Origin of the sequence: Mariniflexile sp. HMF6888, from assembly GCF_044335535.1 — a bacterium.
Lineage (GTDB): Bacteria > Bacteroidota > Bacteroidia > Flavobacteriales > Flavobacteriaceae > Mariniflexile.
In genome coordinates this window covers 1-24,195 of sequence record NZ_JBIQVZ010000008.1, presented here as the reverse complement: position 1 = coordinate 24,195, position 24,195 = coordinate 1, and the positions used below count along the sequence as shown (strand labels likewise).

The window sequence follows — 24,195 nt, the reverse complement described above, 5'->3', positions numbered from 1 at the left end:
AAACCTTGTAAGCAAAAATAACTCCTACCCTTTCACGTCCAAAGCGTCACGCAATGCATTACCTATAAGCATAAACGCCATAACCAAACTCATAATACAAAGCCCCGGTATGATAGCTAAATAGGGTTTCCCAAGAATAATGTAATTGTAATGGTCTTTTATCATAGCGCCCCAACTTGCCATGGGCGGCTGTGCACCGATACCCAAAAAACTCAAGCCGCTTTCTATTAAAATAGCTGCTGCGAAATTAGCTGCCGAAATAACAATAACGGGGGCCATAATATTAGGCAAAATATGTTTGGTTATGATTCTAAAATCGTTATAACCCAAAGCACGTGCCGCAGTAACATATTGCATTTCTTTGGCGCTTATTATTTGTCCGCGTACCACTCTGGCCACCTCAACCCACATGGTAAGACCAACGGCAATAAACACTTGCCAGAAACCTTTTCCTAAAGCCAAGGTAATGGCTATCACTAATAACAAAGTTGGTATAGACCATGTTACGTTAATAATCCACATAATTACGGCATCTACTTTTCCTCCAAAATACCCTGCAATGCTACCCATAAATATGCCTATAACCAAGGATATAAAAACAGCCACAAAGCCTATAAAAAAGGAGATTCTAGCACCAACTAGAACCCTACTTAATAAATCACGACCATATTTATCAGTCCCAAAAAGGAAGGTCTTTTCTTTAATATACGTTTTATATGAACCCTTTGGAAACTCATGTATATTCATGGTTTTTTCAACACCTTCCAATCCATCGGATGCGTATTCTTTATAGGTTAGTATATCACCTTTCATTTTATACTCGGAAATTGGGATTTCGGTATCGGCATCTTTCTTTCCAAAAAACAATTTATCTAAACCATTTTGATTGGTTTCCAAACGCGATGGTATGGTAAGCATGGTGACTTTAAACCCAGGTCTTTTTGAGTGAATAGCCAGATGCATTTGGTTGGCATATTGCGAACTATCGGGTGCAAAAACATATGCAAACACTGAAACTAATCCTATAAATATTATAAAACAAAAACTAAAAACGCCCCAAAAGTTCTTTTTGAACTTTTGGAGCGCCAATTGTTTTAATGAGCTTGATTTATGACTCATACAGCTCTTAATTTTTTGTTGTATATGCTACTTTTTTTATAGGATATGACATTTTTAAATCTTCTAAAACATTGATAGCTTCTTCAACATATATATCATGACTTAAACTTTCGTGCCAACGGGTACGTTTTTCTTTTAAATCGGTAGTATCGTTATTAAAAAGCGATTTTTCATATTTTGTAGAATCGAAAGTCAAATTGGTTTTATAATTTGTTAAGGCATCAAATCGTTTTGCCTCCTCTTCATTCAACTCCAACCCTGCTTTATATTTTTTATAGTTTAGAGATACAACAGTTTCATCAATTTTACTTTTTACCCATTTCGCATTGTCTTCAATAAGCTTTAACTGTTGGTTATGACTCATACGTTCTTTACTTTTCTTAATGGTTGCATCATAGTCAAAATAGTTTTCCCATGGTGTATAGTCGGCGGCATCAATTTCATCCCAAGGCAATGGGTTTTCTTTATCTTTTTCACCAACTTCTATAAAACTAAAACGTCCAGGTACATTCACATCACTTTTAACGCCTTCTAATTGTACCGATCCACCATTAATTCTATAATATTTTTGGGTGGTTAAAGCTAAAGCTCCTAAATCACCACTGGTATTGTTCCTAAGCATATTATTAAGATTGATGACATTTTGAACAGTACCTTTTCCGTAAGTTTGCTTACCGCCAATAATAATAGCACGTTTATAGTCTTGCATTGCTGCAGCCATAATTTCGGAAGCCGATGCCGATATTTCGTTTACCAAAATAACCAATGGCCCATCCCAAGAAATGGATTTATCTTTATCTCGTAACACTTCTTTAGCTTCGCCTGTTGAACGCACTTGCACAATAGGACCTTCTTTAATGAACAAACCTGCCATGTCCACTACGGTTGGCAAAGAACCACCTCCATTGTTTCGCAAATCTAAAATCAACCCTTGAATACCTTCAGCTTTTAAACGTTCAATTTCTTCTTTTACATCTTTGGCAGCATTTATATTTTTATAGTCCTGAAAATCAACATAAAAGGAAGGTAAATCAATAATCCCAAAAGTCATATTGTCTTTCTTAACCAACGATGATTTAGCATAGGTTTCTTCCAATTCAACCACATCCCTAGTAATAACAACATCTCTAATAGTCCCGTCAACTTTTTTAATGGTCAAGGTGACTTTAGTGCCTTTTGGTCCTTTAATATATTTAATAGCGTCATTAATACGCATGCCTACAATATTCACAGGAAATGCCTCATCTTCTTGTTTTACTTTTAAAATAATATCTTCAACTTCCAATTCCTTACTCCTCCAAGCAGGCCCTCCTGAAATAAGTTCTACAATTTTTATGTAGTCCATTCTCTTTTGTAATCTGGCACCAATGCCTTCCAACTTGCCAGACATACGTTGGTCGAAATCTTCTTTATTTCTTGGTGCTAAATAATAGGTATGTGGATCGAATTCCTCAACAATGGTATTTACATAAATCGCAAACCAATCTTCGCGTTCTAAGTCGTCAATAGTATCATTAAAATACACATTGATCGATTTTAAAGTCGATTCGCGCGCTTCTTTTTCTATCTCTTTATTGGTTTTCATCACATATGACGGGTCATTCTTTTTAGCCAATTCTTCTTGTGCTATTAAATCGTCATAATTAGAAAGTGTAGAAAACTTAAGTTGTTGTCTCCAACGTTCTTTTAGCTCTTTTCTATTTTTTACAAAGCTGCTATTTTCGTAATCGGTATTAAATGATTCGTCGGTTGAATAATCAAAAGGCTCAGATAGCACCTCTTTATAAATTTCCTTAGCTTCTTCAATACGTTTTAACATACGCTCTTGTACCACATTAAAAAAGGTGATATCAGTTGCTTTTAGTTGATCGTCAATTGTTAATTTGTATTTTTCAAATTCCCTATAATCAGATTCATAAAAATAACGTTTTACAGGGTCTATGATTTCTAAATAATCTTTAAACAATTCTGCCGAAAACGCATCATCTAAAACAATAGGATCAAAATGACCTTGTTCCAACACAAAAGTAATGACCTGAATTAGTAATTTATCTTTATCAGGATTACTAAACTTTTTGGTTGTAAAACTGCACGATGCGAAAGCTAACAATAACGATAATAACAACACTTTATAATTCCTTCTCATAATTTTTTTCATATCGGTTAATATTCTATGACTCTTAAAGTCCATCATTTTTTTACTAAAATAAAGAAAAAACCATGCCAATACGGGCAATCGTTAATAATTTTTTGTTAAACTGAAGAAATACGCCATTTCCTAAGGAAATTATGTATTTTAGCGATACTTTTTTTAGTATAAAATGACAAAAAAACCGCTTATATTAGTTACTAACGATGATGGCATCAACGCACCAGGTATTAGAACTTTAATTTCTATAATGAATACCATTGGAGATGTAGTGGTGGTGGCACCCGATAGTCCACAAAGTGGTATGGGACATGCCGTCACTTTAGATTCGACACTGTATGTTGAACAGGTTTTTATTGACGATGGTCCACAAATAGAATACAGTTGCTCGGGGACTCCTGCCGATTGCGTGAAATTGGCTATTAGAGAAAAACTTACCAGAAAACCAGACATTTGTGTGTCGGGTATCAATCATGGTTCCAACTCTTCAATAAACGTGATATACTCGGGTACTATGAGTGCTGCCATTGAGGCAGGTATTGAAGGAATCCCTGCTATTGGTTTTTCTTTATTGGATTATGCTTGGAGTGCCAATTTTGAAACCTCCAAAGACTTTGTAAAAACAATTACCAAAAATGCTTTAAAAGAAGGGTTGCCTAATGGTGTCGTGCTAAATGTTAATATCCCGAACCTTTCAAAGAAACACATAAAAGGCATTAAAATTTGCCGTCAAGCCAAAGCGAATTGGGTAGAAGAATTTGACAAACGAAAAACACCTCAAGGACGGGATTATTATTGGCTTACAGGAAAATTTGTTAATTTAGATGGCGGCGAAGATACCGATGAATGGGCTTTGGAAAATGGCTATGTTTCGGTTGTGCCCATTCAGTTTGATTTAACGGCCCATCATTATATTCAAACTTTAAATACTTGGAATTTAAAATGATTAAAAAAGATATTTTTATAGGCATCCTTGTCGGTTTAATTGCAAATGGCATTGGTTTATTTGCAACCGCTACACTTTTAGGACAAGGTGATGACTTTATAACTGTTATAAAAGCAGCCGCTAGCGAAGGATTTTTAGGCAAACTTATTAGTTTAGGTGCTATTCTAAATCTAGTTGCCTTTTTTATTTTCATAATAAAACGACAAGATTATCGTGCCCGGGGCGTTTTATTAATAACCATTTTTATAGCTATTTTTACCTTTGTATTTAAACTGTTTTAATTATTCTTGTCGCCTCAAGCATTATCAAAAGTGAAAATATATTTTTATTTGAAGATAAAAGCGCAGCTTGCAAGAGGTTTTAAAAATAGGTCTCGACTGCGCTCGAGCTGACAACAAAAAATGAAATACTACATTATAGCTGGAGAAGCATCGGGTGATTTACATGGCTCGAACCTAATGAAAGCATTACAAAAAGAAGATGTATATGCCGATTTCAGGTTTTGGGGTGGCGACCTCATGCAGGCAGTTGGAGGTACCTTAGTAAAACACTATAAAGAACGTGCCTTTATGGGTTTTGCTGAAGTAATTATGAACCTATCTGCCATTTTTAAAGATATTTCATTTTGTAAAGACGACATTCAGATATTTAAGCCCGATGTTATTATTTTTATAGATAATTCAGGGTTTAATTTACGCATAGCGAAATGGGCAAAACAAGCCGGATTTAAAACCAACTATTATATTTCGCCTCAAGTTTGGGCATCTAGAGCAGGCAGAGTAAAAGCTATAAAACGTGATATTGATGCCATGTATGTTATATTGCCTTTTGTTGAAGCTTTTTACAAAAAATACGATTACAAAGTAACATTTGTAGGTCACCCATTAATTGATGCTATTGCCAATAGAACACAAGTTGGCGAATATGAATTTAGAGCAGAAAACGAGCTAAGCGACAAACCCATTATTGCCTTATTACCTGGAAGCCGAAAACAAGAAATAAAAAGCATGCTTTCGGTTATGCTTAGTCTGGTTGATGATTTTCCCAATTATCAGTTTGTTATTGCAGGAGCACCCAGTCAGGAATACAGTTTTTACAAGCCCTTTATAAAATCGCATAACGTGAAATTTGTTTCTAATAAAACCTACGATTTATTGAGTTTATCCTATGCTGCCTTAGTAACTTCTGGAACTGCTACTTTAGAAACAGCCTTATTTAAAATACCACAAGTGGTTTGTTATAAAGGAAGTGCCATTTCGTATCAAATTGCTAAAAGAATTATAACCTTAAAATATATATCATTGGTTAATTTGATTATGGATAAAGAAGTTGTTACGGAGCTTATTCAAAATGATTTCAATAAAAAGCGATTAAAAAAAGAACTCGAAATAATTTTAAATGAGGAAGAGCGTTCTAAAATCTTTATTCATTATTACGAATTGGAAAAAGCCCTTGGCGGTAAAGGTGCCAGCGAAAAAACAGCCAAATTAATTTACAAATCTATTAAAGCCTCATGATGTTCTTAAAAAACATGACGACCGTTCTACTTATAATTAGCTTTTGTTTTACCAGTTGCAAATCTTCAAAAAGCATTATTGTTAAAAAGGGAACCTCTTCTAAAACCATTATACCTAAACGAACAACAGACATAAGTGACGCTACTTATGTTGAACCCAAAGATTTAAGCACAAATACCGAAACTAACGAAAACCATTCTACCAATTCAAAAGCACTTGATATTATAGACTATGCGAGACAATTTAGTGGTGTCAAATATAAATTTGGCGGTGCGACAAGAGACGGTATGGATTGCTCTGGTTTGGTGTTTGAATCGTTTAGGGCCTTCGATATAATTTTACCAAGGATTTCAAGAGACATGGCAAAACAAGGCGAAAAAATCTCCTTAAAAAATACCCAAGAAGGTGATTTGCTTTTTTTTAGGACTATGAACCGAAGAAACGATATTAGTCACGTAGGGCTTGTTGTCACTACCGAAAATGGCGATATTGAATTTATTCATTCAACTACAAGTGCTGGCGTTATTGTTTCTAAACTATCAGAAAGTTACTGGGATAAAGCTTTTGTTGAAGCACGTAGAATATTGTAAGATATTTTATTATATTTGAGTAGTCATGAGACTACTTAATTTTATCATAATAAAACTAACGGCTTGCCTTGTTATAGGCATTATAATTGGCTATTTTTTTAACATGCCTTTATATTTAAGTTTGGTTTTAACAGGCATAAGCCTCGTTTTCTTACTCGTACTTTACTTAGTTGCAAAAAAACAATTCATTAAAACGGTTTGGTTTGGTGTTTTCAGTTTTATTACAATGATTTTGGTTGGAATACTTGTAACCAATCTTCACAACGAAAAAAACCACCCCAAGCACTATACCCAACTACTTTCAAAAGAAAAAGATTCCTTAAAAACCATCACTTGTAGAATTCGGGAGGTTTTAAAACCAAGCTCGTATTATGATAAATATGTTGTTGATTTATTGGAGGTTGACAATATAAAAGTTTCAGGCAAATCGTTATTGAACATTCAAAAAGATTCTTTAACCACATCTTTAAAAGTTGATGCTATTTACATTACAGAAACCTCATTTAAAGATTTAATAAATCCGTTAAATCCAAATCAATTCAACTATAAAATATATTTAGACAAAAAATATATTTATCAACAACTATTCACTTCGGAAGCATCCCTTTTCAAAATAAAACAGAACGGAACAACCCTTTTTGGAATTGCCAATAACACACGAAACCACATCAATGAAAGACTTAAACGTTACAATTTCAATCCAGATGAATTGGCTATTATAAACGCCCTTTTATTAGGGCAACGGCAGGATATTAGCGAAGAAGTGTATACCAGTTACACCAATGCTGGTGCGATACATATTTTAGCCATTTCGGGTTTACACATTGGGATTATTTTATTGATATTACAATATATTTCCAAACCTATTGAACGTATTAAATATGGCAAACTACTAAGCGCTATTTTAATAGTAAGCATCCTGTGGAGCTTTGCCATAATCGCAGGGTTATCGGCTTCGGTAACCAGAGCAGTAACTATGTTTAGTGTTGTTGCCATTGCCATGAATTTAAAACGCCCTACCAATATTTATAATACGCTGGCAATTTCCATGTTTACTATACTGCTTTTTAAACCACTGTTCTTGTTCGATGTGGGGTTTCAGTTAAGTTATCTGGCTGTTTTTTCTATCGTTTCCATCGACCCATTATTGTATAAATTATGGAAAACCAAATACTGGCTTCCTGATAAACTTTGGCATACCTTGACTGTTACATTTTCAGCACAATTGGGTATTATTCCGCTTAGTCTGTATTATTTTCATCAATTTCCAAGTTTATTTTTTCTATCCAACTTAGTCATCATACCTCTTTTGGGAATTATCCTGGGTTATGGAATTTTTCTAATCCTATTAGCAGTTTTAAATATATTACCTCAGTTTGCAGCGACAATTTATGGGTATATTATTAGTTTAATGAACCGTTTTGTCGAATGGATTTCAGCACAAGAATCGTTTCTGTTTAAAGAGATTCCTTTTAGTCTTTTATATGTTTTTGTTTCTTATATATGTATCATTGCTCTAATTCGATTTTATATAAAGCGACATTATGCTTCGCTAAAGTTATTTTTAATCGCTATTTTAATTGGACAATGTGCTATTATTTATACCACTTATGAAAGACCAAAAAATAAATTCATTGTATTCCATAAAAACAGGCATTCTCTCTTAGGAAACACGTTCAACAATAAGATGCATATTGCATCAGATTTTGATAGTATTACTGAAAGTAAAAATAAAATAATTAAAGATTACACGGTTGGAAATCATATTAAAACCATTGAAAAAGACTCGTTTCAATTGGTTTACTTACTTAACAACAAAAAGGTTTTAGTCATTGATAGCTTAGGCATTTACAACATAAAATCATTTCAACCCGACTATGTTTTATTAAGGCAATCTCCCAAAATAAATTTGAATCGGCTCATAGACTCGATAAAACCAAAGCACATTATTGCCGATGGAAGCAATTACAAATCATATGTAACTTATTGGGAAACCGTATGTAAAAAACGAAAAATCCCTTTTCACCAAACGAGCAAAAAGGGTGCTTTTATTATTGAATATTGATTTAAAAATATTTAGGTTTCGACTGCGCTACCAATGAGGTTTTTTAAAATTGGGACTTCGACAAGCTCAGTCTGACAAACTAAACGTCATCATTTTATATTGTTCTTTTTAGACTGTAAAGATCCCTCAACCTGACAAACACTATCCTTTAAATTCAGGTTTAAAAGCGGTGTAATAGGTATTAAACTTTTCTTGAGTATCTAAATTTTTATGCTCATCTGCCTTAAACATTTTCAGGTACAATTCTAATTGTGTAGGTGACTGATACCCTCTAATGGGCGCAATAACCTCCGCTTTTTCATCCATAAAAACAATGGTTGGGAATGCTTGAATTTGTAAATAATGGGTCAATTCGTGCGAAGAATTACGTCTGCTGGCTAATTCTGGTTTATATCCCGGATTTGAAAATGTTTTACTTTTGTATGTAATCTTATCGTTTCCTTCAGCATTAAACTTAACAGCGTAATAATTGGCGTTTACATATTTAACAACATCAGGGTTTTGAAAAGTGTTTTTATCTAACATCTTGCAAGGCCCACACCAACTAGTGTAAACATCCATCATTATTTTTTTAGGATTTTTCTTTTGAAGCTCTATAGCTTTATCAAGTGTTACCCAATTAATTTCTTGTGCTATACTGCTAACCGAGGTTAAAACAGCAAAAACTACTATATATACTATTCTCTTCATAATTTACTTTGTTGTAAACGAATATCGAACTTACAAAAAATGCGCCAAAAATGGCGCACTTTGATTATTTTTTAACTTTATTTTCGATTAACGAACACCATGCATGAGTTTTTTAATTATTGGAGTCATTATTATTGAAACAATTCCAGCAATAACAGATATGATTGTCAATATCCAGAAAAAGTAACTAATTCCGTTTTCATTGGCTATTTTATCAACATTTTCACCAAAAACTCCTGCACCTTTCATTCCTATGGCAATTGCTAAATACCAAACGCCGAACATGAATGCAATCATTCTTGCTGGCACCAATTTACTTACATAAGAAAGCCCAACAGGAGATATACATAATTCGCCCATGGTATGAAATAAATACACTAAAATCAACCAAATAATACTTACCGAAGCTGTTTTAGCTCCTGGTTCTATTCCCATAGCCCCAAAAGCAACACATGCCATTCCCAACGCAAGTAAAAACATACCAATCCCATACTTTCCGTTTGCAGAAGGATTATATTTACTCTCCCACCATTTTGAAAACAAAGGAGCTAATGTTATTATAAATAAGGAATTCAAAACACTAAACCAAGAGGCTGGAATTTCAAGCTCTTTATCATTTAATTGATCCAATAACATCCAAATAGCAATACCCCAAACGATTACAAAACTTAGACTTAAAACCAAATTCGCCCATTTATATTTGGCAAATGTTTGCTTAAAAAGCAAGAACAAAACCCAAGTAATAATTCCAAGGGGGATAATTGTCATGCACGCATTTACAATTCTAAATATAGTGGCTGAAGATCCATCTAAAGTTCTATCGGTATAATCCCTAGCAAAAATGGTTAAAGTTCCTGGTGACTGTTCAAAAATAGCCCAAAAGAAAACCGACAGGAGCGCAAAAAACGTAACCGCAATTAGTTTTTCTCTAGTAACTTTAGAATATTGTGTAAACCTGTAAACCAACAAAATTAAGAACAGCACAAGTGCCGTTAAAATGGCTATATTATTACCGTTCGAACCTAAAAATGAAAATACATTCACGTTACCATTGGAAATTGTAGTGGCAGGAGCATTTAAAACCCACAACAATCCTAAAACCACCATGAGTACAATCAATCCTAATTGCCATGAAGTAAATGGAACTCTTTTATCAGTATCTTTTGATTCAATTGAGTTTTTATCCTCTTTTATAGGCTTCAAACCTATATCACCAAAAATATTTTGAGCTAACCAAAATTGAATTAAACCAAAAAACATAAATATTCCCGCTAAACCAAACCCAATACTCCAGCCCACGCGTTCGCCTAAATAACCACAAAGTAAAATACCCAAAAACGCTCCTGCATTTACACCCATATAAAAAATGGTGTATGCACCGTCCTTTTTTTCTGGTCTGTCTTTGTACATTTCAGAAACAATAGATGTCATATTAGGTTTAAAAAAACCATTACCAATTACTAAAAGCCCTAATCCTAAATAAATTGACCATTGAGTTTCAACTGCCATAGAAGCGTGCCCTAACGTCATTAATAAAGCTCCCACAACAACTGCCCAACGAAATCCAATTACTTTATCTGCAAAATAACCACCCATCATCGTTGATAAATACACCAACCCCACATAAGAACCAAATAATGCCATGGCATGTTCACGTGGCCATCCCCAACCTTCATCCAATAATGAAGCTGTTAAAAACAAAACCAATAATGCCCGCATTCCATAATAAGAAAAACGCTCCCACATTTCGGTAAAAAACAATACAAATAATCCTGACGGATGACCTAAAACGGTACTTTTAAAAAATTGGTCGGTTGAATTCTCACTCATAATATTTAGTTATTTAATTCTTTATCTACGCCATGCATTAACTTTTTAATTATTGGGGACAGTATTAAAAGCAATGCTCCAAAACCTAATCCTGTATAGAATAAATATTCAAAAAGTTTGAGATAACTCTGTTTTGCTAAATTTAAATCTGGTGCAGTTCCGTTAGTGGTATCTACAGAGGCTATATTGGCTAAAACAGATGCTATAAATTCTGAGCTTGCTGTGGCTAAAAACCAAACCCCCATCATAAACCCAACAATTTTTACTGGTGAAAGTTTTGTTACTGCCGATAAACCAACAGGTGATAAACACAACTCTCCACAAGTATGTAAAAAATATGTTATCACCAACCAAAAAATAGCAACTTTACCCATTTCAGAAGCATTTATTCCCATGACCAATGAACCAAAACCTAATCCTACCAACATAAGTGCTAAAGAAAACTTTACTGCTGTATTTGGATTATACTTACCAAGTTTTATCCACAACCAAGCAAAAACTGGAGCTAGAATAATGATGAATAGTGCATTTAGGCTTAAAAATGTTCCTGCGGCAATTTCGCCTCTATCTAAAATTCTATCTGCAAATAAATTTAATGAGGTATAAGCCTGTTCAAACAATGCCCAAAAAATAACAGTGAAAACTATCAATATGGTCAAAGCTATTAAGCGTTCTCTTGCTACTTTATCTAATTGTGTAATGGCATAGTAAACTATATAAATAAAAGACGCAGCACCAGCAATAATTAATAAATTTTGAACAACACTATGGCTTTGAACCATTTGCCAAACAATCAATGTTCCCAATACACTTAATCCGTAAATTAGCCATTCATTCTTAATGCCCAATGTCTTTTTGTTTAATAATTCTGGCACATTAGACTCTCCTTTTCCCAACAAATGTTTCTTACCTGATATAAATGTTAACAACCCAAAAAACATACCTACACCAGCTGCTCCAAATCCATAGCTCCAACCATATGTTTCTCCTAACCAAACACAAATAATGGTTGCCAAAAATGAACCAAGATTTATGCCCATATAAAATATAGTAAAACCTGAATCTCTGCGTTTATCGCCTTCATGATACAATTCACCCACCAAAGACGAGATATTAGCTTTTAAAAAGCCTACACCTAAAATGATAAAGGCCAAGGATAGATAAAACACTTGAAGCGCAAAATTATCCCTTACAATCTCGCCAGTTACCGATTGAGTAGCGGCATTCCCCTCATAAGCCATACCAGCATGTCCTAAAACCAACATGATACCACCAAAAACAATGGCTTTTCTAAAACCTAAATATCTATCGGCCAAAAAGCCACCAACTACAGGAATTGCATAAACTAAAGCAGCATAACTTCCTATTAATAAGTTACCATCAATATCAGTAAACAAATGATATTTCGTCAAATAAAAAATCAAAAGTGCTTTCATTCCGTAAAACGAAAATCGTTCCCACATTTCAGTAAAAAACAAAATAAATAATCCTTTGGGATGCCCAAATATTTGTTGACCTTCTGTTTTCCTTATCGTAGTATCTGACATATAAATTTTAATTATTTGAATCTTATTATCTGAATGACAAAATATTATTGCATTAAAATAATCTTGCTAATTTCAATCAATCGTTGCGATTTTACTAAAAGTTTTCAAGTTTACTAAAAATTCTTTAAAAACCCACAGATATTAACAATTAAATACGGCTAGGTTCAAATAAAAAAAGGATGTAGTATCTTTGTCTTATATTTAAACTCAAATTAATGTGCGCTTCTATTTCCGGTTTTTCCAAATTATCGAAATCCAAAAAAATTGATTGGATAGTTGAAACCTACTTTTCTAATGCTGAAGATACTAAACGTATTTTAAAACAATATTGGAATACTAACGAAAAAATCCAACAACTTCACGACGAGTTTACAGAAAACACAATTACCAATTATTATTTACCGCTTGGAGTTGCTCCTAATTTTCTAATAAACGGAAAATTATACACTATTCCCATGGCCATTGAAGAAAGTTCGGTAGTAGCCGCAGCAAGTAAAGCTGCCAAATTCTGGATGGATAGAGGCGGTTTTAAAACAGAGGTTATATCGACCACTAAAATTGGGCAGGTACATTTCATGTATTACGGAAATCCTGAAACCCTCAAAAATTATTTCAATCACATCAAGACTCAACTTATTGAAGATGCAAAACCTATCACCAAAAATATGGAAAAACGTGGTGGTGGTATTTTAGATATTGAACTACGTGATAAAACCAAAGATATTAAAGGGTATTACCAATTACATGCATCGTTTGAAACATTGGATGCTATGGGTGCTAATTTTATAAATTCTTGTTTAGAACAGTTAGCAAAAACTTTTAAAACTGAAGCTTTAAATTTTAATGCCTTTTCTGCTGAAGAAAAAATCATTCAAATAGTCATGAGCATCCTTTCCAACTACGTCCCTGAATGTTTGGTGCGTGCTGAAGTAAGCTGTAAAATTGAAGATTTAAGTGAGGACAAAAATATTTCGGCCGAAGAATTCGCCACTAAATTTGTACAAGCTGTTAAGATTGCCGAAGTAGAACCCTATAGAGCTGTTACCCATAATAAAGGTATTATGAATGGTATTGATGCCGTGGTGTTAGCTACCGGCAACGATTTTAGAGCTATTGAAGCTTGTGTGCATGCCTATGCTTCCCAAAAAGGAACCTATAGTAGCTTATCGCATGCAAAAATTGAAGATGGCATATTTACCTTTTGGATGGAAATCCCATTGGCATTAGGCACTGTTGGAGGACTTACAGGCTTACACCCTTTGGTGAAATTATCGTTAGAGTTGCTACACCATCCAACAGCCAAGGAATTGATGCAGATTGTAGCGGTGGCTGGTTTAGCCCAAAATTTTGCTGCTTTACGCTCGTTAACCACTACGGGGATTCAGCAAGGGCACATGAAGATGCACTTAATGAATATTTTAAATCTGTTTGATGCTACAGACATTGAAAAAGAAATCTTAACTGAATATTTTAAAGTGAATATCGTAACACATAGTGCAGTAGTTGAAGCTATTGAAAATTTACGAATGAAGGTTAACGATTAACGAATGCAGACATTTTACAGCAACGGAAAACTTTTAATTACAGGTGAATATGTCGTACTTGACGGCGCATTATCGCTTGCCGTTCCTACGAGGTTTGGGCAATCGTTAAACATAGAACTTATAAACGAGTCGAAACTTATTTGGAAAAGTTTTGATGCTAATGGGGTTTGTTGGTTTGAAAATTCATTCGAATTAGAGACTCGTGAAATGCTGAAACAGGTTCAACATGACGATGCCATTTCACAAAGGATTGTTCAAATTTTAAAGGCTGCAAAAACACTGAATCCTGATTTTTTAAGCTCAAAAAACGGTTTTAAAATTTCTACGTATTTAACGTTCCCTAAAAATTGGGGATTGGGCACTTCTTCAACTTTAATTAATAATATTTCTCAATGGGCACATGTTAATGCCTTTGAACTGTTAGAAAAGACCTTTGGTGGCAGTGGGTATGATATTGCTTGTGCGCAAAACAATACACCCATAACCTACCAATTACAACCTTTAGGTGACACTAAGGAAATAAATTCGGTTAGTTTTAATCCAAGCTTTAAGGACTGCTTATATTTTGTTTATTTAAACAGAAAGCAAAACAGTCGGGATGGTATTGCTACTTACAACGCTAATAAGCATCATTTAGTGTCTGTTATTTCAAGTATAAACACCATAACGTCTCTCATTATCGATTGTCAGAACTTAGAAGATTTTGAAGCTTTAATAAACAAACATGAACAGATCATTTCCAACATGATTAAGCAAACGACTGTAAAATCCATCTTCTTTAATGATTTTAAAGGAAGCATAAAAAGCCTAGGGGCTTGGGGCGGCGATTTTATTTTAGCAACCTCAAAAGAAAACCCGACAGCTTATTTTAAAGAAAAAGGGTTTGATGTAGTGATTCCTTATGATGATATGGTTTTAAAAAACTAAGAAGCTACCTAAAATGTCTCTACTTTTATATTGCAATTCCAATAAAACAGTGTCATTTTTAATCGATCGTCAATTTCATAAGTCTTCAGGTATTTGCATAACCTGTTCTACACATGACCATAAAATCTTAAGCAAAACTTTGTTCAAACAAAAAGGAGCAAATTAAATTTGCTCCTTTTTAAATATTTTAAAAATCTTCTAATTGAAAAGTCTTATTGAATTTGATTTTCAGCTCTGTTATCTTCAATATCGGCAGCTTCTTTTAATGCGTTATAAAGCTTAGAAGAGACCACATTTAATTTTTGTTGCTCCACTCTGTTAGCTACCGCTTGATAACTATCTAACTTAACTGCTGGCGTTACTTTTGTAACTTTAATCATATAAACACCATTAGCACCATCTATTAATTTAGAAGTTTGTCCTTCTTTCAATCCGAAGGCAGCACCAACTACTAAAGGCTCTCTTCCTGAGCCTGTAATCATTGGGTTTTTCATATTAACTGCTGATGCCGATTTCACGGTAGTATTTTGAGCTTTCGCCAACGCTTCTAATGTCGTTGCAGATACTTGGCTTCTAATTAATGCTGCTTTCTTTTCATTACGAACAATTGGCATAACCGTAGCTTTGGCATCTTCAACAGACATCAGTCCTTCTTCATGTTTCGCTACCAATTGTGCAATAACGTATCCATTAGGTATATTAAAACGCTTCACATCACCTACATTTGCATTGTCTTCAAAAGCCCAACGCACTATAGGTCTTTGGCTTCCAACTCCAGGTATATTTTCATCTAAAATCCTTACGCCATTTACAGGACGTACAGTATAACTTTTTTCTTTAGCAGCCGCTTCAAAATCTTTTTTATCAACAGCGATTTCAAAATTAGAAGCATCTCTAAATATCTTATCAACAGTCGCTTCAGATGGTTCTATTTTTCTTGCGAGTGTTGCTATTTGCAAAGCTCTTTTTCTTTCTTTTTGACCTTCAATTTCTATAATATGAAAACCGAAGATGGTTTTTACCACACCTAAATCACCTACCTTACCTTCAAACTCAAAATCATTGAATTCTGGCACCATAGAATTATAAGGATGCCAATCGTAACGTCCTTCATTTTGAACGCTTCCTTGATCTGATGAAAACGAAGTTACCAATTCTGGAAACTTGCTACGGTCTCCTTTTATAACCGCTAATAAACTATCGGCAGTTGCTTTAGCTTCCGCTTCCGTTTGCGTAACTTCTGGACCTGCACTTTGAGAACCAATAAATGGAATTAAAACGTGTCTTACTTTTGCAGAATCCGGGACTTGTTTAACGGCTACTACTTTAGAAACTTTATAGTACCCATTATCTTTATAGGGGCCATAAATTTGACCTGCATCCAATTTAAAAATACTATCGGCAACTTCAGAAGGCAATGCCGATTTAAAAACAAAACGCTTGTCGAACTTAATGTCTGAATTACTATTAACAAAGCTTTCGTTATTGATTGTATTTAAAAACCCAACAACTGTTTCTTCTGCTTTTGAAACATCGTTGTACTCTACTTTATCTTTTAAAAGCGCTTGTAAATCTGCTTTAATGGCATTTTCATCTACTTCAGAAGCGACCTCATTAAATTGTACAAACTTAATATCTCTGGACTCTTTTACTTCAAATTGTTTTTTGTGTTTGTTTATATAGTCAGAAATATCAGAAGTTGAAACTTGTACTTTATCATCTTCAATTGAAGAATAAGGAATTTGAACATATTGAATATCAACTTTATTACCTTCTAATTTATGTTCTAACTCGCCTTCTTTAAGTGTCGCTGTTAAACCAGCCCTAACCATGTTAAAATAGCTTTGTTGCAAAGTGTTTGCAGCAATAGATTTTTCGTAGTTAACCCAATCGGAGTAAGTTATGGGCTGACCTGCAATAAAACTAGGGTTAGGTGATATTTCTTTTAAATTAGCTATAAATTCATTTAATTTGTTTTCATCAAACAAACCTGCTTCATTTAAAAACTCAGGACTCGTACCCAATGCCTTTTTTAAAGCATCTCTCATTTGGTCTTTTTCAATAGAAATACCTAATTTTTCAAATTGGCTTTCCATAACGGCTTGTCTTACTTCCTGTTCGAAAACCTGGTTGATAACCTGTGTATTAGAAGCGTTTGGTCCTGCTTGACGTTGTGCTGCTTCTACTTTTTGCATAAAGTCTTCACGGGTAATGTCTTTTCCGTTTACGGTCGCAACAATATTTTGGGGCCCTGATGAAAACGCACTACCACTCTTAAATAAATCTGCTAATACAAAAGCAAATAACGCCAATGCTATGACGATGATTAAAAATAGTGAACGTTGTCTTATCTTATTTAAAACTGCCATTTGAAATTATTTTTTTAAAAAAATCTGTTGTTAAGATTTAGCTTGTTAAGTTGGTTGCCAATTGTTACTTGACAAAATATCGTGGGCGAAAATACTATTTTCTATTTAATAATAAAAGTGTTATTAGGCATTTGTTTGCTGTAAAGTTGATTGTTTTTTTATCAAACCCAGATTATACAATAGAAAATTTATTACAGACTGAAATACCTGTAAAACAAGGTGCTGCGCTTGATTTCCTTCCTTCACCATAGCGATGCCATGATTCAGTCGGTGAAATCACTTCTTTTATTGGTCTTTCAGCCCTCATCACAAAGTTCTATAGCATAATCTGGGTTAAGAAAAATTACTGCAATTTTGATTGAAAACTACCGCTAATCTTCGTTTAAAAGTTTAAGCTCTACAAGATCGATTTTGGTGTTTGATACTTCTAAAATCGTAAAACCAAAAGTGTCGATTTTCACAACATCGTTTTGTGCCGGAATTTCTTCGGTATGATTTACAATCAAACCTCCTAAAGTTTCATAATTTTCGCTTTCCGGAAGGTTTAGCTTATAGGTTTCATTAATATAATCGACTTCCAATCGTGCGGAAAATGTGTAGGTGCCATCATCCCGTTTTTCTTCAATTAAATCGACTGTATCATGTTCGTCTTCAATTTCCCCAAACAATTCCTCAACAATATCTTCAACCGTCATAACACCTGAAGTCCCGCCATATTCATCTAAAACAATCGCAATGCTTTTTCGCTTTTTTATAAGCACACTGAGTACGTCTTTAATCAGCACGGTTTCCGGAACATATTCTACAGGAAGCATCATGGCTTTAATGTTTTTAGGTTTTTTAAACAGTTCAAAAGAGTGTACATAACCTAAAATATCATCGATAGTATCCTTATAAACCAAAATTTTGGTAAAACCTGTTTTGGTAAAAAGAGCATTGAGTGATTTAATGGAATCGTTAATTTCTATAGCTGTTATTTCAGTTCGAGGCACCATAACTTCTCGGGCTTTAACTTCGGAAAACTCCAAAGCATTCTGAAAAATCTGTATTTCGGAATCTACATAATCATGCGCCTCTACCGATTCCATTTGCTCACTAATATAGTTACCCAATTCCACCTTTGTGAATGCCAATTGTATTTGGTCCCCTTCAGTTTTAAAAATATGTTTCAGAACAAAATCTGAAATCCAAATAACAAAATCTGAAATAAAACTAAACACAATATAAAATCCATAAGCAGGAATTGCCAGTGCTTTTATTAGAGAGTTGGCATATATTTGAAAAAACACTTTAGGAAAAAATTCAGCAGTAATTAAAATAACGAGCGTAGAAATTACGGTTTGTGTCAATAAACTAAAATCGGTTAGCATCAGGTCTAAAAAACCATAAGATGTTGGCACCATGGATTTAAACCAAGCTACCAACAAATCCCCCATAAAAAACCCATAAATAACCAAAGCGATATTGTTACCAATAAGCATGGTTGCAATAAATTTTGAGGGTTTTGCGGTTAGTTTGGTTAAAATTTTTGATAAAATACCTTCTTGCTTTTTCTCAATCTCTATATGAATTTTGTTTGAAGATATATAGGCTATCTCCATGCCCGAAAAAAAGGCTGAAAGTATTAATGATAGAATGATGATAATGACATCAATACTCATTTATTTTGAATTATTGGTATTATCATATTTTTTAGCAAACTTTCTTCTAAAGAAATACATAAAGATAGCTAACGCAGCCAATCCAAGTGAAATATAAGCACTGTTGGTGCCGTCATTCCATTTTGTAATGCCATCATAAATAAACAGTACAGCAAAAACCAAATAGGCGTATTGGAAAATTTTAGAATATTTCATGTGTATATTTTATTTTTTAGCGGTTATGCTTCGACTGCGCTCAGCACAGGCTTGGTACATCCTTACACAATCATTCCCTTGGGAGAAAAGACTTTGACATGGATGTTACATGTGTTCGTTTTGTTTGTAAAGATAATTAAAATTGAAGAATAGCGATTTTTAAATTAACTTGAATAAAATTAGTCTTCTACAGTAATAATACCTGTAACTTCTAGTACTTCGGCATTGGTGAATTTGGAATTAGAATCGAAACCGTTACCATTTATAATATCGGTTTCGGTTTTAAATGTTACCGGTTTATTGGTAAACAACCATTCCTTCTTCTGGTCGTAAAACAACTGTTCAGTTTCTAAAACCCTATGATCGCTGGTTGTAATAACAACGTTTCCTTGCAAGTCTAAAAGATCGGTTTGATCATAAACAATAGCAAAATCGGCTACTACTACACTTTTTTTATTTTGTTCGTCAAATAAGTTTAGGGTAATACCTTCTGGAAATTCTCTATAAGGAAAGTTTCGATTAGTAAAATCCAGCATTTTAGGACTTAAAAGGTTAGCTGTAACTCTACCCGAATCGGTATGTTTTAAATTAATGTTTTCAGCAACTCCAATGGGCTCATTCTCAGAGATCCCTATTTTTTGAACTTGGTCAAAACTGTCGTTACATGAAAAAAACATAGTCACCAAAAATATGGTGACTATGTTTAATATTTTATATAAACTTACTTTTTTCATTACATTTTTGGAACTGTAACCGAGGCACCAATCCAACAACCAATTTTTATTACTTCTCCAGAATTACCAGCACTAAATATCTCCGCTTTTGAAGGCGCCTTAGCCATATAGCTTGCCGCAGATTGTGCTGCGGAACCTGATAATTTAGAATCCACTCGTGCAGCTTTTTGAGCTTCTTCGGCTGCTAACCAATACACAGCTCTTTTGTTAAAGTTAGTGTCGCCACAATCGTTAGCACTTGCGGCATACATAGCTGCAATAAATAAGTAAGGACGTCCATTCGATGGGTTTAATCTTAAAGCTTCTCTAAAGAACGTTCTTGCTTGTGAATAGCTGCCTTTAGCTTTTAGTTTTAATGCAATTTTGTTATTAAGATTAGATTTTTTAAAATTATCTGTTTCTAAATCAATTGCTTGTTTGTAAAAAGAAATAGCTTCGTTTGATTTACCTTGTTTGTCTTTAAGTATGCCTACATAAAAGGCAGTATTTGCATCTGGAGCTATAGAGTTTTTTTGTTCAACGATTTTCACAAACAATGGATCGTCAGTGCATTCTTTTTGATACATCATATTCATTGCACTTTGTAACCATTCAGCATCTGTTTTGTTTTCTTCAAAACCCTTTTGATATAATGGAATTAAAATTTCGCAATTTGCTCTAGTTCCCATTTTTTCATCTACACCTGCAGATATTTGGTCATAAGCTTCTAAATAACTTTCGTAATAAGCTTTGTATTGCCCTTCTTTACTTGTTAATTCGGTACCAGCTTCTTCTTTTTCAATAAGTACGTTTAAGCTCTCAGAGTAGTTTTTCACTTCATCTTCAACTTTCTCTACAATATCATCGTATTTATTAAATAAATCTTCCGCAGGTTTTTTTCCAGCATCAAATAAATCTACCATCAAAGAAAAATAAGTATATAAACTTTGTGGGTGTGTAAATGTGGCTTTATCTGCTTGGTATACGGCATCAAAACATGCATACAATTCTTCGTTTGTTTTATTTAATACTTCTCTATTATCGTACATTAATTGACAAGCTTTTGCGCCATATTCTCCTTTTGGAGTTTTACTGGAAAAATGCTCGCCTCTTTCTTCCCAAAGCTTTATTAAATCGTTTAAGTAAGTAGCTTTATCTGCCCCAGTAGCGTTGTCAATTTTGTCGGTTAATATTTTCTCTCCGTCAACATATATTGCATTATTAAATTTAGGACATTTGTTTCTTACGGTCATCCATGGCTCATATGCTGCATCATAGTTTTTAGCCTTCACATATTCGTGGAATATAGAAAGTTTTGTCATACACTCTTCATCTTGCTGTGCAAATCCTATATTTAAACCAATAAATAACGCTGCTAATAATAATGTAATTTTTGTTTTCATGATAATAATGTTACGCTGTTAGTCATATTTCCTTTTCTGGAACCATCTATCGTTCAAAGATAAACTTATTTGGAAATTTATAAAATTCTCTTGTATTAAATTACTGTTTGTTGTTCCTCTTTTTCCAAGTTCTAAACCTAAGTTGGCATTAGAGAAAAAACTACCAACTGGTAAACCTACTCCAAAAGATATGCCAAACTCGTTTATGGATTCGTTTTCTATGTTTAATCCTGTATTTTCATAGTGCAATCCTGCTCTATAAACTGCGCGTTTTAAGTAACTTGTAAATGAATTGTATTGAGGAATATAAAACCCTCCTATAGAGACTGATGCTGCATTTTCGTATTTAACAGCTGTACTTGTGTACAAATCATTTGAAAAATTGCTGGTTTTTTGATATTCAGATTCTATACCTACAAACCATTTTCTTGGTTTGCCAATACCAGCTCCTATTGAGAATTTGGATGGCAACACCAAATCGGTTTCCAACAATCCTAAAGATTCCAAATCGATTTCAATGGTATTAACAGCCGTTTCGGTTCCAGTAGATGAAACTATAATTGCAGAAACAGATCTTTCATTTTTTGAAGAAAGATTGCTTTGAGGAGTATATGTAGCACCAGTAACAAGCTCTAAATCACTACCTATCATGGTTTTATAAGACAACCCTAAGTTCACATTCAAACCGCTTAAATCAGATCTATTGTTTTCTCTAGTTTGATATTGTGCAGAATTGCCATCATCATCATAAGTAAACGCTATATTACTGTTTTGAATGTTTCCAAAATTATATTGTGCATCAATACCAACACTTAATTCATCGGTAATTTGATAACCAAAACCTAAAAATGCTTTGTTTAGTCCGCCTTCACCTTTAAACTTATTTGATATTCTACCATCGGTATAATTATCATCCAAAGATTCCAATTTATACCCCACAGATGTATAAGGCAACAAGCCAAAACCAAAACCAAATTTTCCCATTGGTATAGATAATGCTAAATAATCAAATGTGGTTGAGCTAGCTTTTGCACTTCCTGAGTTACTCTTTAATTTTATATCCGAATAGGTGCCTCCTACAGTAAATTTTACGGGTCTGCTTTCACCTCCCAACATGTCAAGATTCTTTCCAGCGTACGATGCAGGATTTCTCAAATTAATATGTATACTATCGGTATAAATGCTTAAACCTCCCATACTTCGGTTCTCGACTGTACCTTTAAATTTTAAACTACCTATACCATAAAAGGAATAAGGTGAGGCAGTGCCCTCTTGTCCATAACTATTAATTGCAAAAACTGCAATAAAAACTAATACAAGTTTTTTAATCATTCGTTTGAATTAAATTGTAAAATAAAGTTCAGTCCCTCTAAAAGAAAATTAGGAGTCGCAAATATGCTACTTTTTAATTGTTTAGACAAGAAATTACTATCGCCTCCTGTTAAAATAACTGTTAAATCTGAATAATTTGCTTTGTATGCCTCTATAACTCCGTCTATTTCTTTTAAAACACCATAAACCACACCTGAATGTATGGATGCTTCTGTTGAATTTCCAATAATATTATTTGGTAATTCCGTATCTAATAACGGTAAATTAGCCGTTAAATTATTCAACGATTTATACCGCATACGTAAACCAGGAGAAATAGCCCCTCCAAGATATTCATTTTTATTGTTTATAAAATCGTAAGTGATACACGTCCCAGCGTCAATAATAAGTACATTGCTATCTGGATAGCTTTTAACAGAAGCACTTACAAGGGCTATTCGGTCAACCCCTAAAGTTCCGGGTGTTTTATAAAGACTTGCATAAGGCAATTTTGTTTCAGAATTTAAAATCAATAAATCAAAACGCTCTCCTATCAGGTTAATATCCGTTTTACTTAATTTACCGACCGAAGAAACGATAGCTTCCTTAATATGTTTATACGTGTAGTCAATGGCTTTTATGCGTTCTAAAATCAAATTTAGCTCAACGACTTCTTTATGCTCAATATGGTCGCCATCAAAAATAGCTAATTTCACAAAAGAATTTCCTACGTCAATTATTAAATTCATAATACTTATTAAAGTCCAAATTTACAAAATGAAAAACAACAACAATTCCTTTTAACTTATTGAAGTGATTTAAACTTTTTCTTTTACCTGTAAAATCCACATTTTGTCTCCTAATTTTGCCTTTTTTAAGTCCCGTAGCTCTGCTATGTGACATAAAAAAGACTTCATTATAAAACAGGGCGGAGCGTAAAAATAACCCGATGGGTTATTTTAGTGAACGAGCCAGCTTGCGTAAAGGGTAGTTTCGCTTACAAACAAAAAAATCAAATCACTTCATTATATTGATTATAAAACACATGCATCGTACAAAATAAAAAAAGACAAAAGAAGATGCATTTTTTACAAATTTCTCTTGCCGAATAACAAAAATCGATATATATTTGCAACCGCTTTGGCGAGGTACCTTAGCTCAGTTGGTAGAGCAAAGGACTGAAAATCCTTGTGTCCCTGGTTCGATTCCTGGAGGTACCACAAAAAAATCCCGAAACTTTATTGTTTACGGGATTTTTTTTTGATTAATATTAAGACTTGTTTTAAGGAACTCAAGGAGGATGGATCAAGTCAAAAGTTGTTGAGTAAATAAAAAAGGAATAATCTTTTTGCAGAAAAAGACAAAACCTTGCATTTATCTTTAGACCTACTTAAATTACTATTACCAGAACTATTAGTTACCATTTTGATATTACCAGTCATACTAAGGAAGGCTACACCATTGCAAACACCATTTCGATAAATTACAGGTCAATCCTTAATTATTTCCTTAACAGAAGCACAAATGCGTCGGCTGAATCTTTTAATACAAAATTAAAGCCTTTAGAGCGCAGTTTAGAGGGGTTAAAAATGTAGAATTTTTTCTTTTTAGATTAACCA

General features: G+C 33.7%; 19 protein-coding genes, 1 tRNA gene and 1 pseudogene. 9 read left to right on the top strand and 12 right to left on the bottom strand.

Features of this window, described 5'->3' with window-relative positions:
- Nucleotides 1–24: 24 nt before the first annotated feature.
- Nucleotides 25–1,119, bottom strand: coding sequence for an ABC transporter permease (locus ACGLWY_RS15180; protein WP_396620522.1), 1,095 nt, complete (start codon nt 1,117–1,119; stop codon nt 25–27).
- Nucleotides 1,120–1,126: 7 nt separating this feature from the next.
- A complete protein-coding gene (locus ACGLWY_RS15175) occupies nt 1,127–3,265 on the bottom strand; it encodes a carboxy terminal-processing peptidase (RefSeq protein ID WP_396620521.1) in 2,139 nt (712 codons plus the stop codon).
- Nucleotides 3,266–3,440: 175 nt separating this feature from the next.
- Here ACGLWY_RS15175 and surE point away from each other — a divergent pair, with 175 nt between their 5' ends.
- From surE to ACGLWY_RS15150, 5 genes are all read left to right on the top strand, one after another.
- Nucleotides 3,441–4,214 carry a 5'/3'-nucleotidase SurE gene (surE, locus tag ACGLWY_RS15170; protein ID WP_396620520.1) on the top strand — a complete coding sequence of 258 codons (774 nt, stop codon included), beginning with the start codon at nt 3,441–3,443 and terminating at the stop codon, nt 4,212–4,214.
- A complete protein-coding gene (locus ACGLWY_RS15165; RefSeq protein WP_396620519.1) occupies nt 4,211–4,495 on the top strand; it encodes a hypothetical protein in 285 nt (94 codons plus the stop codon). The genes surE and ACGLWY_RS15165 overlap by 4 nt, the downstream gene beginning before the upstream one ends.
- Before the next feature lie 120 nt (nt 4,496–4,615).
- Entirely contained in the window at nt 4,616–5,731 is a 1,116-nt protein-coding gene (lpxB, locus tag ACGLWY_RS15160) for a lipid-A-disaccharide synthase (RefSeq protein WP_396620518.1), read from the top strand.
- On the top strand, nt 5,728–6,321 hold the full coding sequence (locus ACGLWY_RS15155) for a C40 family peptidase (RefSeq protein ID WP_396620517.1): 594 nt from the start codon (nt 5,728–5,730) through the stop codon (nt 6,319–6,321). Before lpxB ends, ACGLWY_RS15155 begins: the two co-directional genes overlap by 4 nt.
- Before the next feature lie 25 nt (nt 6,322–6,346).
- The gene (locus ACGLWY_RS15150) at nt 6,347–8,386 is read left to right on the top strand and encodes a ComEC/Rec2 family competence protein (protein ID WP_396620516.1); all 2,040 of its coding nucleotides are present in this window, start codon (nt 6,347–6,349) and stop codon (nt 8,384–8,386) included.
- A 141-nt stretch (nt 8,387–8,527) separates the two neighbouring features.
- Here ACGLWY_RS15150 and ACGLWY_RS15145 read toward each other — a convergent pair whose 3' ends face one another.
- The 3 genes from ACGLWY_RS15145 to ACGLWY_RS15135 form a co-directional block, all read right to left on the bottom strand.
- Nucleotides 8,528–9,076: a thioredoxin family protein gene (locus ACGLWY_RS15145; protein WP_396620515.1), complete on the bottom strand. Its 549-nt coding sequence runs from the start codon at nt 9,074–9,076 to the stop codon at nt 8,528–8,530.
- Nucleotides 9,077–9,163: 87 nt separating this feature from the next.
- Nucleotides 9,164–10,906 carry a peptide MFS transporter gene (locus ACGLWY_RS15140; protein WP_396620514.1) on the bottom strand — a complete coding sequence of 581 codons (1,743 nt, stop codon included), beginning with the start codon at nt 10,904–10,906 and terminating at the stop codon, nt 9,164–9,166.
- A 5-nt stretch (nt 10,907–10,911) separates the two neighbouring features.
- Nucleotides 10,912–12,453, bottom strand: coding sequence for a peptide MFS transporter (locus ACGLWY_RS15135; protein WP_396620513.1), 1,542 nt, complete (start codon nt 12,451–12,453; stop codon nt 10,912–10,914).
- 215 nt (nt 12,454–12,668) lie between these two features.
- Between ACGLWY_RS15135 and ACGLWY_RS15130 the strand changes: the two genes are divergently transcribed.
- Together ACGLWY_RS15130 and ACGLWY_RS15125 are read left to right on the top strand one after the other, a co-directional pair.
- A complete protein-coding gene (locus ACGLWY_RS15130) occupies nt 12,669–13,997 on the top strand; it encodes a hydroxymethylglutaryl-CoA reductase, degradative (protein ID WP_396620512.1) in 1,329 nt (442 codons plus the stop codon).
- Between the two features lie 3 nt (nt 13,998–14,000).
- On the top strand, nt 14,001–14,924 hold the full coding sequence (locus ACGLWY_RS15125) for a GYDIA family GHMP kinase (RefSeq protein WP_396620511.1): 924 nt from the start codon (nt 14,001–14,003) through the stop codon (nt 14,922–14,924).
- A gap of 212 nt (nt 14,925–15,136) precedes the next feature.
- Here ACGLWY_RS15125 and ACGLWY_RS15120 read toward each other — a convergent pair whose 3' ends face one another.
- From ACGLWY_RS15120 to ACGLWY_RS15090, 7 genes are all read right to left on the bottom strand, one after another.
- The gene (locus tag ACGLWY_RS15120; protein ID WP_396620510.1) at nt 15,137–17,293 is read right to left on the bottom strand and encodes a SurA N-terminal domain-containing protein; all 2,157 of its coding nucleotides are present in this window, start codon (nt 17,291–17,293) and stop codon (nt 15,137–15,139) included.
- 371 nt (nt 17,294–17,664) lie between these two features.
- Entirely contained in the window at nt 17,665–18,954 is a 1,290-nt protein-coding gene (locus tag ACGLWY_RS15115) for a hemolysin family protein (protein ID WP_396620509.1), read from the bottom strand.
- Nucleotides 18,955–19,149 carry a hypothetical protein gene (locus tag ACGLWY_RS15110; protein ID WP_396620508.1) on the bottom strand — a complete coding sequence of 65 codons (195 nt, stop codon included), beginning with the start codon at nt 19,147–19,149 and terminating at the stop codon, nt 18,955–18,957.
- Between the two features lie 179 nt (nt 19,150–19,328).
- Nucleotides 19,329–19,883 (bottom strand): LPS export ABC transporter periplasmic protein LptC, encoded by a 555-nt coding sequence (gene lptC, locus ACGLWY_RS15105; protein ID WP_396620507.1) that lies wholly within the window; start codon nt 19,881–19,883, stop codon nt 19,329–19,331.
- The gene (locus ACGLWY_RS15100; RefSeq protein WP_396620506.1) at nt 19,883–21,265 is read right to left on the bottom strand and encodes a tetratricopeptide repeat protein; all 1,383 of its coding nucleotides are present in this window, start codon (nt 21,263–21,265) and stop codon (nt 19,883–19,885) included. Before ACGLWY_RS15100 ends, lptC begins: the two co-directional genes overlap by 1 nt.
- Before the next feature lie 18 nt (nt 21,266–21,283).
- Nucleotides 21,284–22,597 (bottom strand): hypothetical protein, encoded by a 1,314-nt coding sequence (locus tag ACGLWY_RS15095; protein WP_396620505.1) that lies wholly within the window; start codon nt 22,595–22,597, stop codon nt 21,284–21,286.
- Nucleotides 22,594–23,325 carry a type III pantothenate kinase gene (locus ACGLWY_RS15090; RefSeq protein ID WP_396620504.1) on the bottom strand — a complete coding sequence of 244 codons (732 nt, stop codon included), beginning with the start codon at nt 23,323–23,325 and terminating at the stop codon, nt 22,594–22,596. Before ACGLWY_RS15090 ends, ACGLWY_RS15095 begins: the two co-directional genes overlap by 4 nt.
- Nucleotides 23,326–23,723: 398 nt before the next feature.
- Between ACGLWY_RS15090 and ACGLWY_RS15085 the strand changes: the two genes are divergently transcribed.
- A tRNA-Phe gene (locus ACGLWY_RS15085) sits at nt 23,724–23,796 on the top strand.
- Nucleotides 23,797–24,066: 270 nt separating this feature from the next.
- Nucleotides 24,067–24,195: pseudogene (locus ACGLWY_RS15080) on the top strand (transposase); the annotation flags it as partial.

Excerpts from the sequence above, each read along its gene's own strand:
- ACGLWY_RS15125 (WP_396620511.1), top strand. The coding sequence starts at position 14,001 with ATGCAGACATTTTACAGCAACGGAAAACTTTTAATTACAGGTGAATAT.
- ACGLWY_RS15095 (WP_396620505.1), bottom strand. The coding sequence starts at position 22,597 with ATGATTAAAAAACTTGTATTAGTTTTTATTGCAGTTTTTGCAATTAAT.
- surE (WP_396620520.1), top strand. The coding sequence starts at position 3,441 with ATGACAAAAAAACCGCTTATATTAGTTACTAACGATGATGGCATCAAC.
- lpxB (WP_396620518.1), top strand. The coding sequence starts at position 4,616 with ATGAAATACTACATTATAGCTGGAGAAGCATCGGGTGATTTACATGGC.
- ACGLWY_RS15165 (WP_396620519.1), top strand. The coding sequence starts at position 4,211 with ATGATTAAAAAAGATATTTTTATAGGCATCCTTGTCGGTTTAATTGCA.
- ACGLWY_RS15090 (WP_396620504.1), bottom strand. The coding sequence starts at position 23,325 with ATGAATTTAATAATTGACGTAGGAAATTCTTTTGTGAAATTAGCTATT.
- ACGLWY_RS15155 (WP_396620517.1), top strand. The coding sequence starts at position 5,728 with ATGATGTTCTTAAAAAACATGACGACCGTTCTACTTATAATTAGCTTT.
- ACGLWY_RS15130 (WP_396620512.1), top strand. The coding sequence starts at position 12,669 with ATGTGCGCTTCTATTTCCGGTTTTTCCAAATTATCGAAATCCAAAAAA.
- ACGLWY_RS15175 (WP_396620521.1), bottom strand. The coding sequence starts at position 3,265 with ATGAGAAGGAATTATAAAGTGTTGTTATTATCGTTATTGTTAGCTTTC.
- ACGLWY_RS15180 (WP_396620522.1), bottom strand. The coding sequence starts at position 1,119 with ATGAGTCATAAATCAAGCTCATTAAAACAATTGGCGCTCCAAAAGTTC.
- ACGLWY_RS15145 (WP_396620515.1), bottom strand. The coding sequence starts at position 9,076 with ATGAAGAGAATAGTATATATAGTAGTTTTTGCTGTTTTAACCTCGGTT.
- ACGLWY_RS15140 (WP_396620514.1), bottom strand. The coding sequence starts at position 10,906 with ATGAGTGAGAATTCAACCGACCAATTTTTTAAAAGTACCGTTTTAGGT.
- ACGLWY_RS15150 (WP_396620516.1), top strand. The coding sequence starts at position 6,347 with ATGAGACTACTTAATTTTATCATAATAAAACTAACGGCTTGCCTTGTT.
- ACGLWY_RS15100 (WP_396620506.1), bottom strand. The coding sequence starts at position 21,265 with ATGAAAACAAAAATTACATTATTATTAGCAGCGTTATTTATTGGTTTA.
- ACGLWY_RS15135 (WP_396620513.1), bottom strand. The coding sequence starts at position 12,453 with ATGTCAGATACTACGATAAGGAAAACAGAAGGTCAACAAATATTTGGG.
- lptC (WP_396620507.1), bottom strand. The coding sequence starts at position 19,883 with ATGAAAAAAGTAAGTTTATATAAAATATTAAACATAGTCACCATATTT.
- ACGLWY_RS15115 (WP_396620509.1), bottom strand. The coding sequence starts at position 18,954 with ATGAGTATTGATGTCATTATCATCATTCTATCATTAATACTTTCAGCC.
- ACGLWY_RS15110 (WP_396620508.1), bottom strand. The coding sequence starts at position 19,149 with ATGAAATATTCTAAAATTTTCCAATACGCCTATTTGGTTTTTGCTGTA.
- ACGLWY_RS15120 (WP_396620510.1), bottom strand. The coding sequence starts at position 17,293 with ATGGCAGTTTTAAATAAGATAAGACAACGTTCACTATTTTTAATCATC.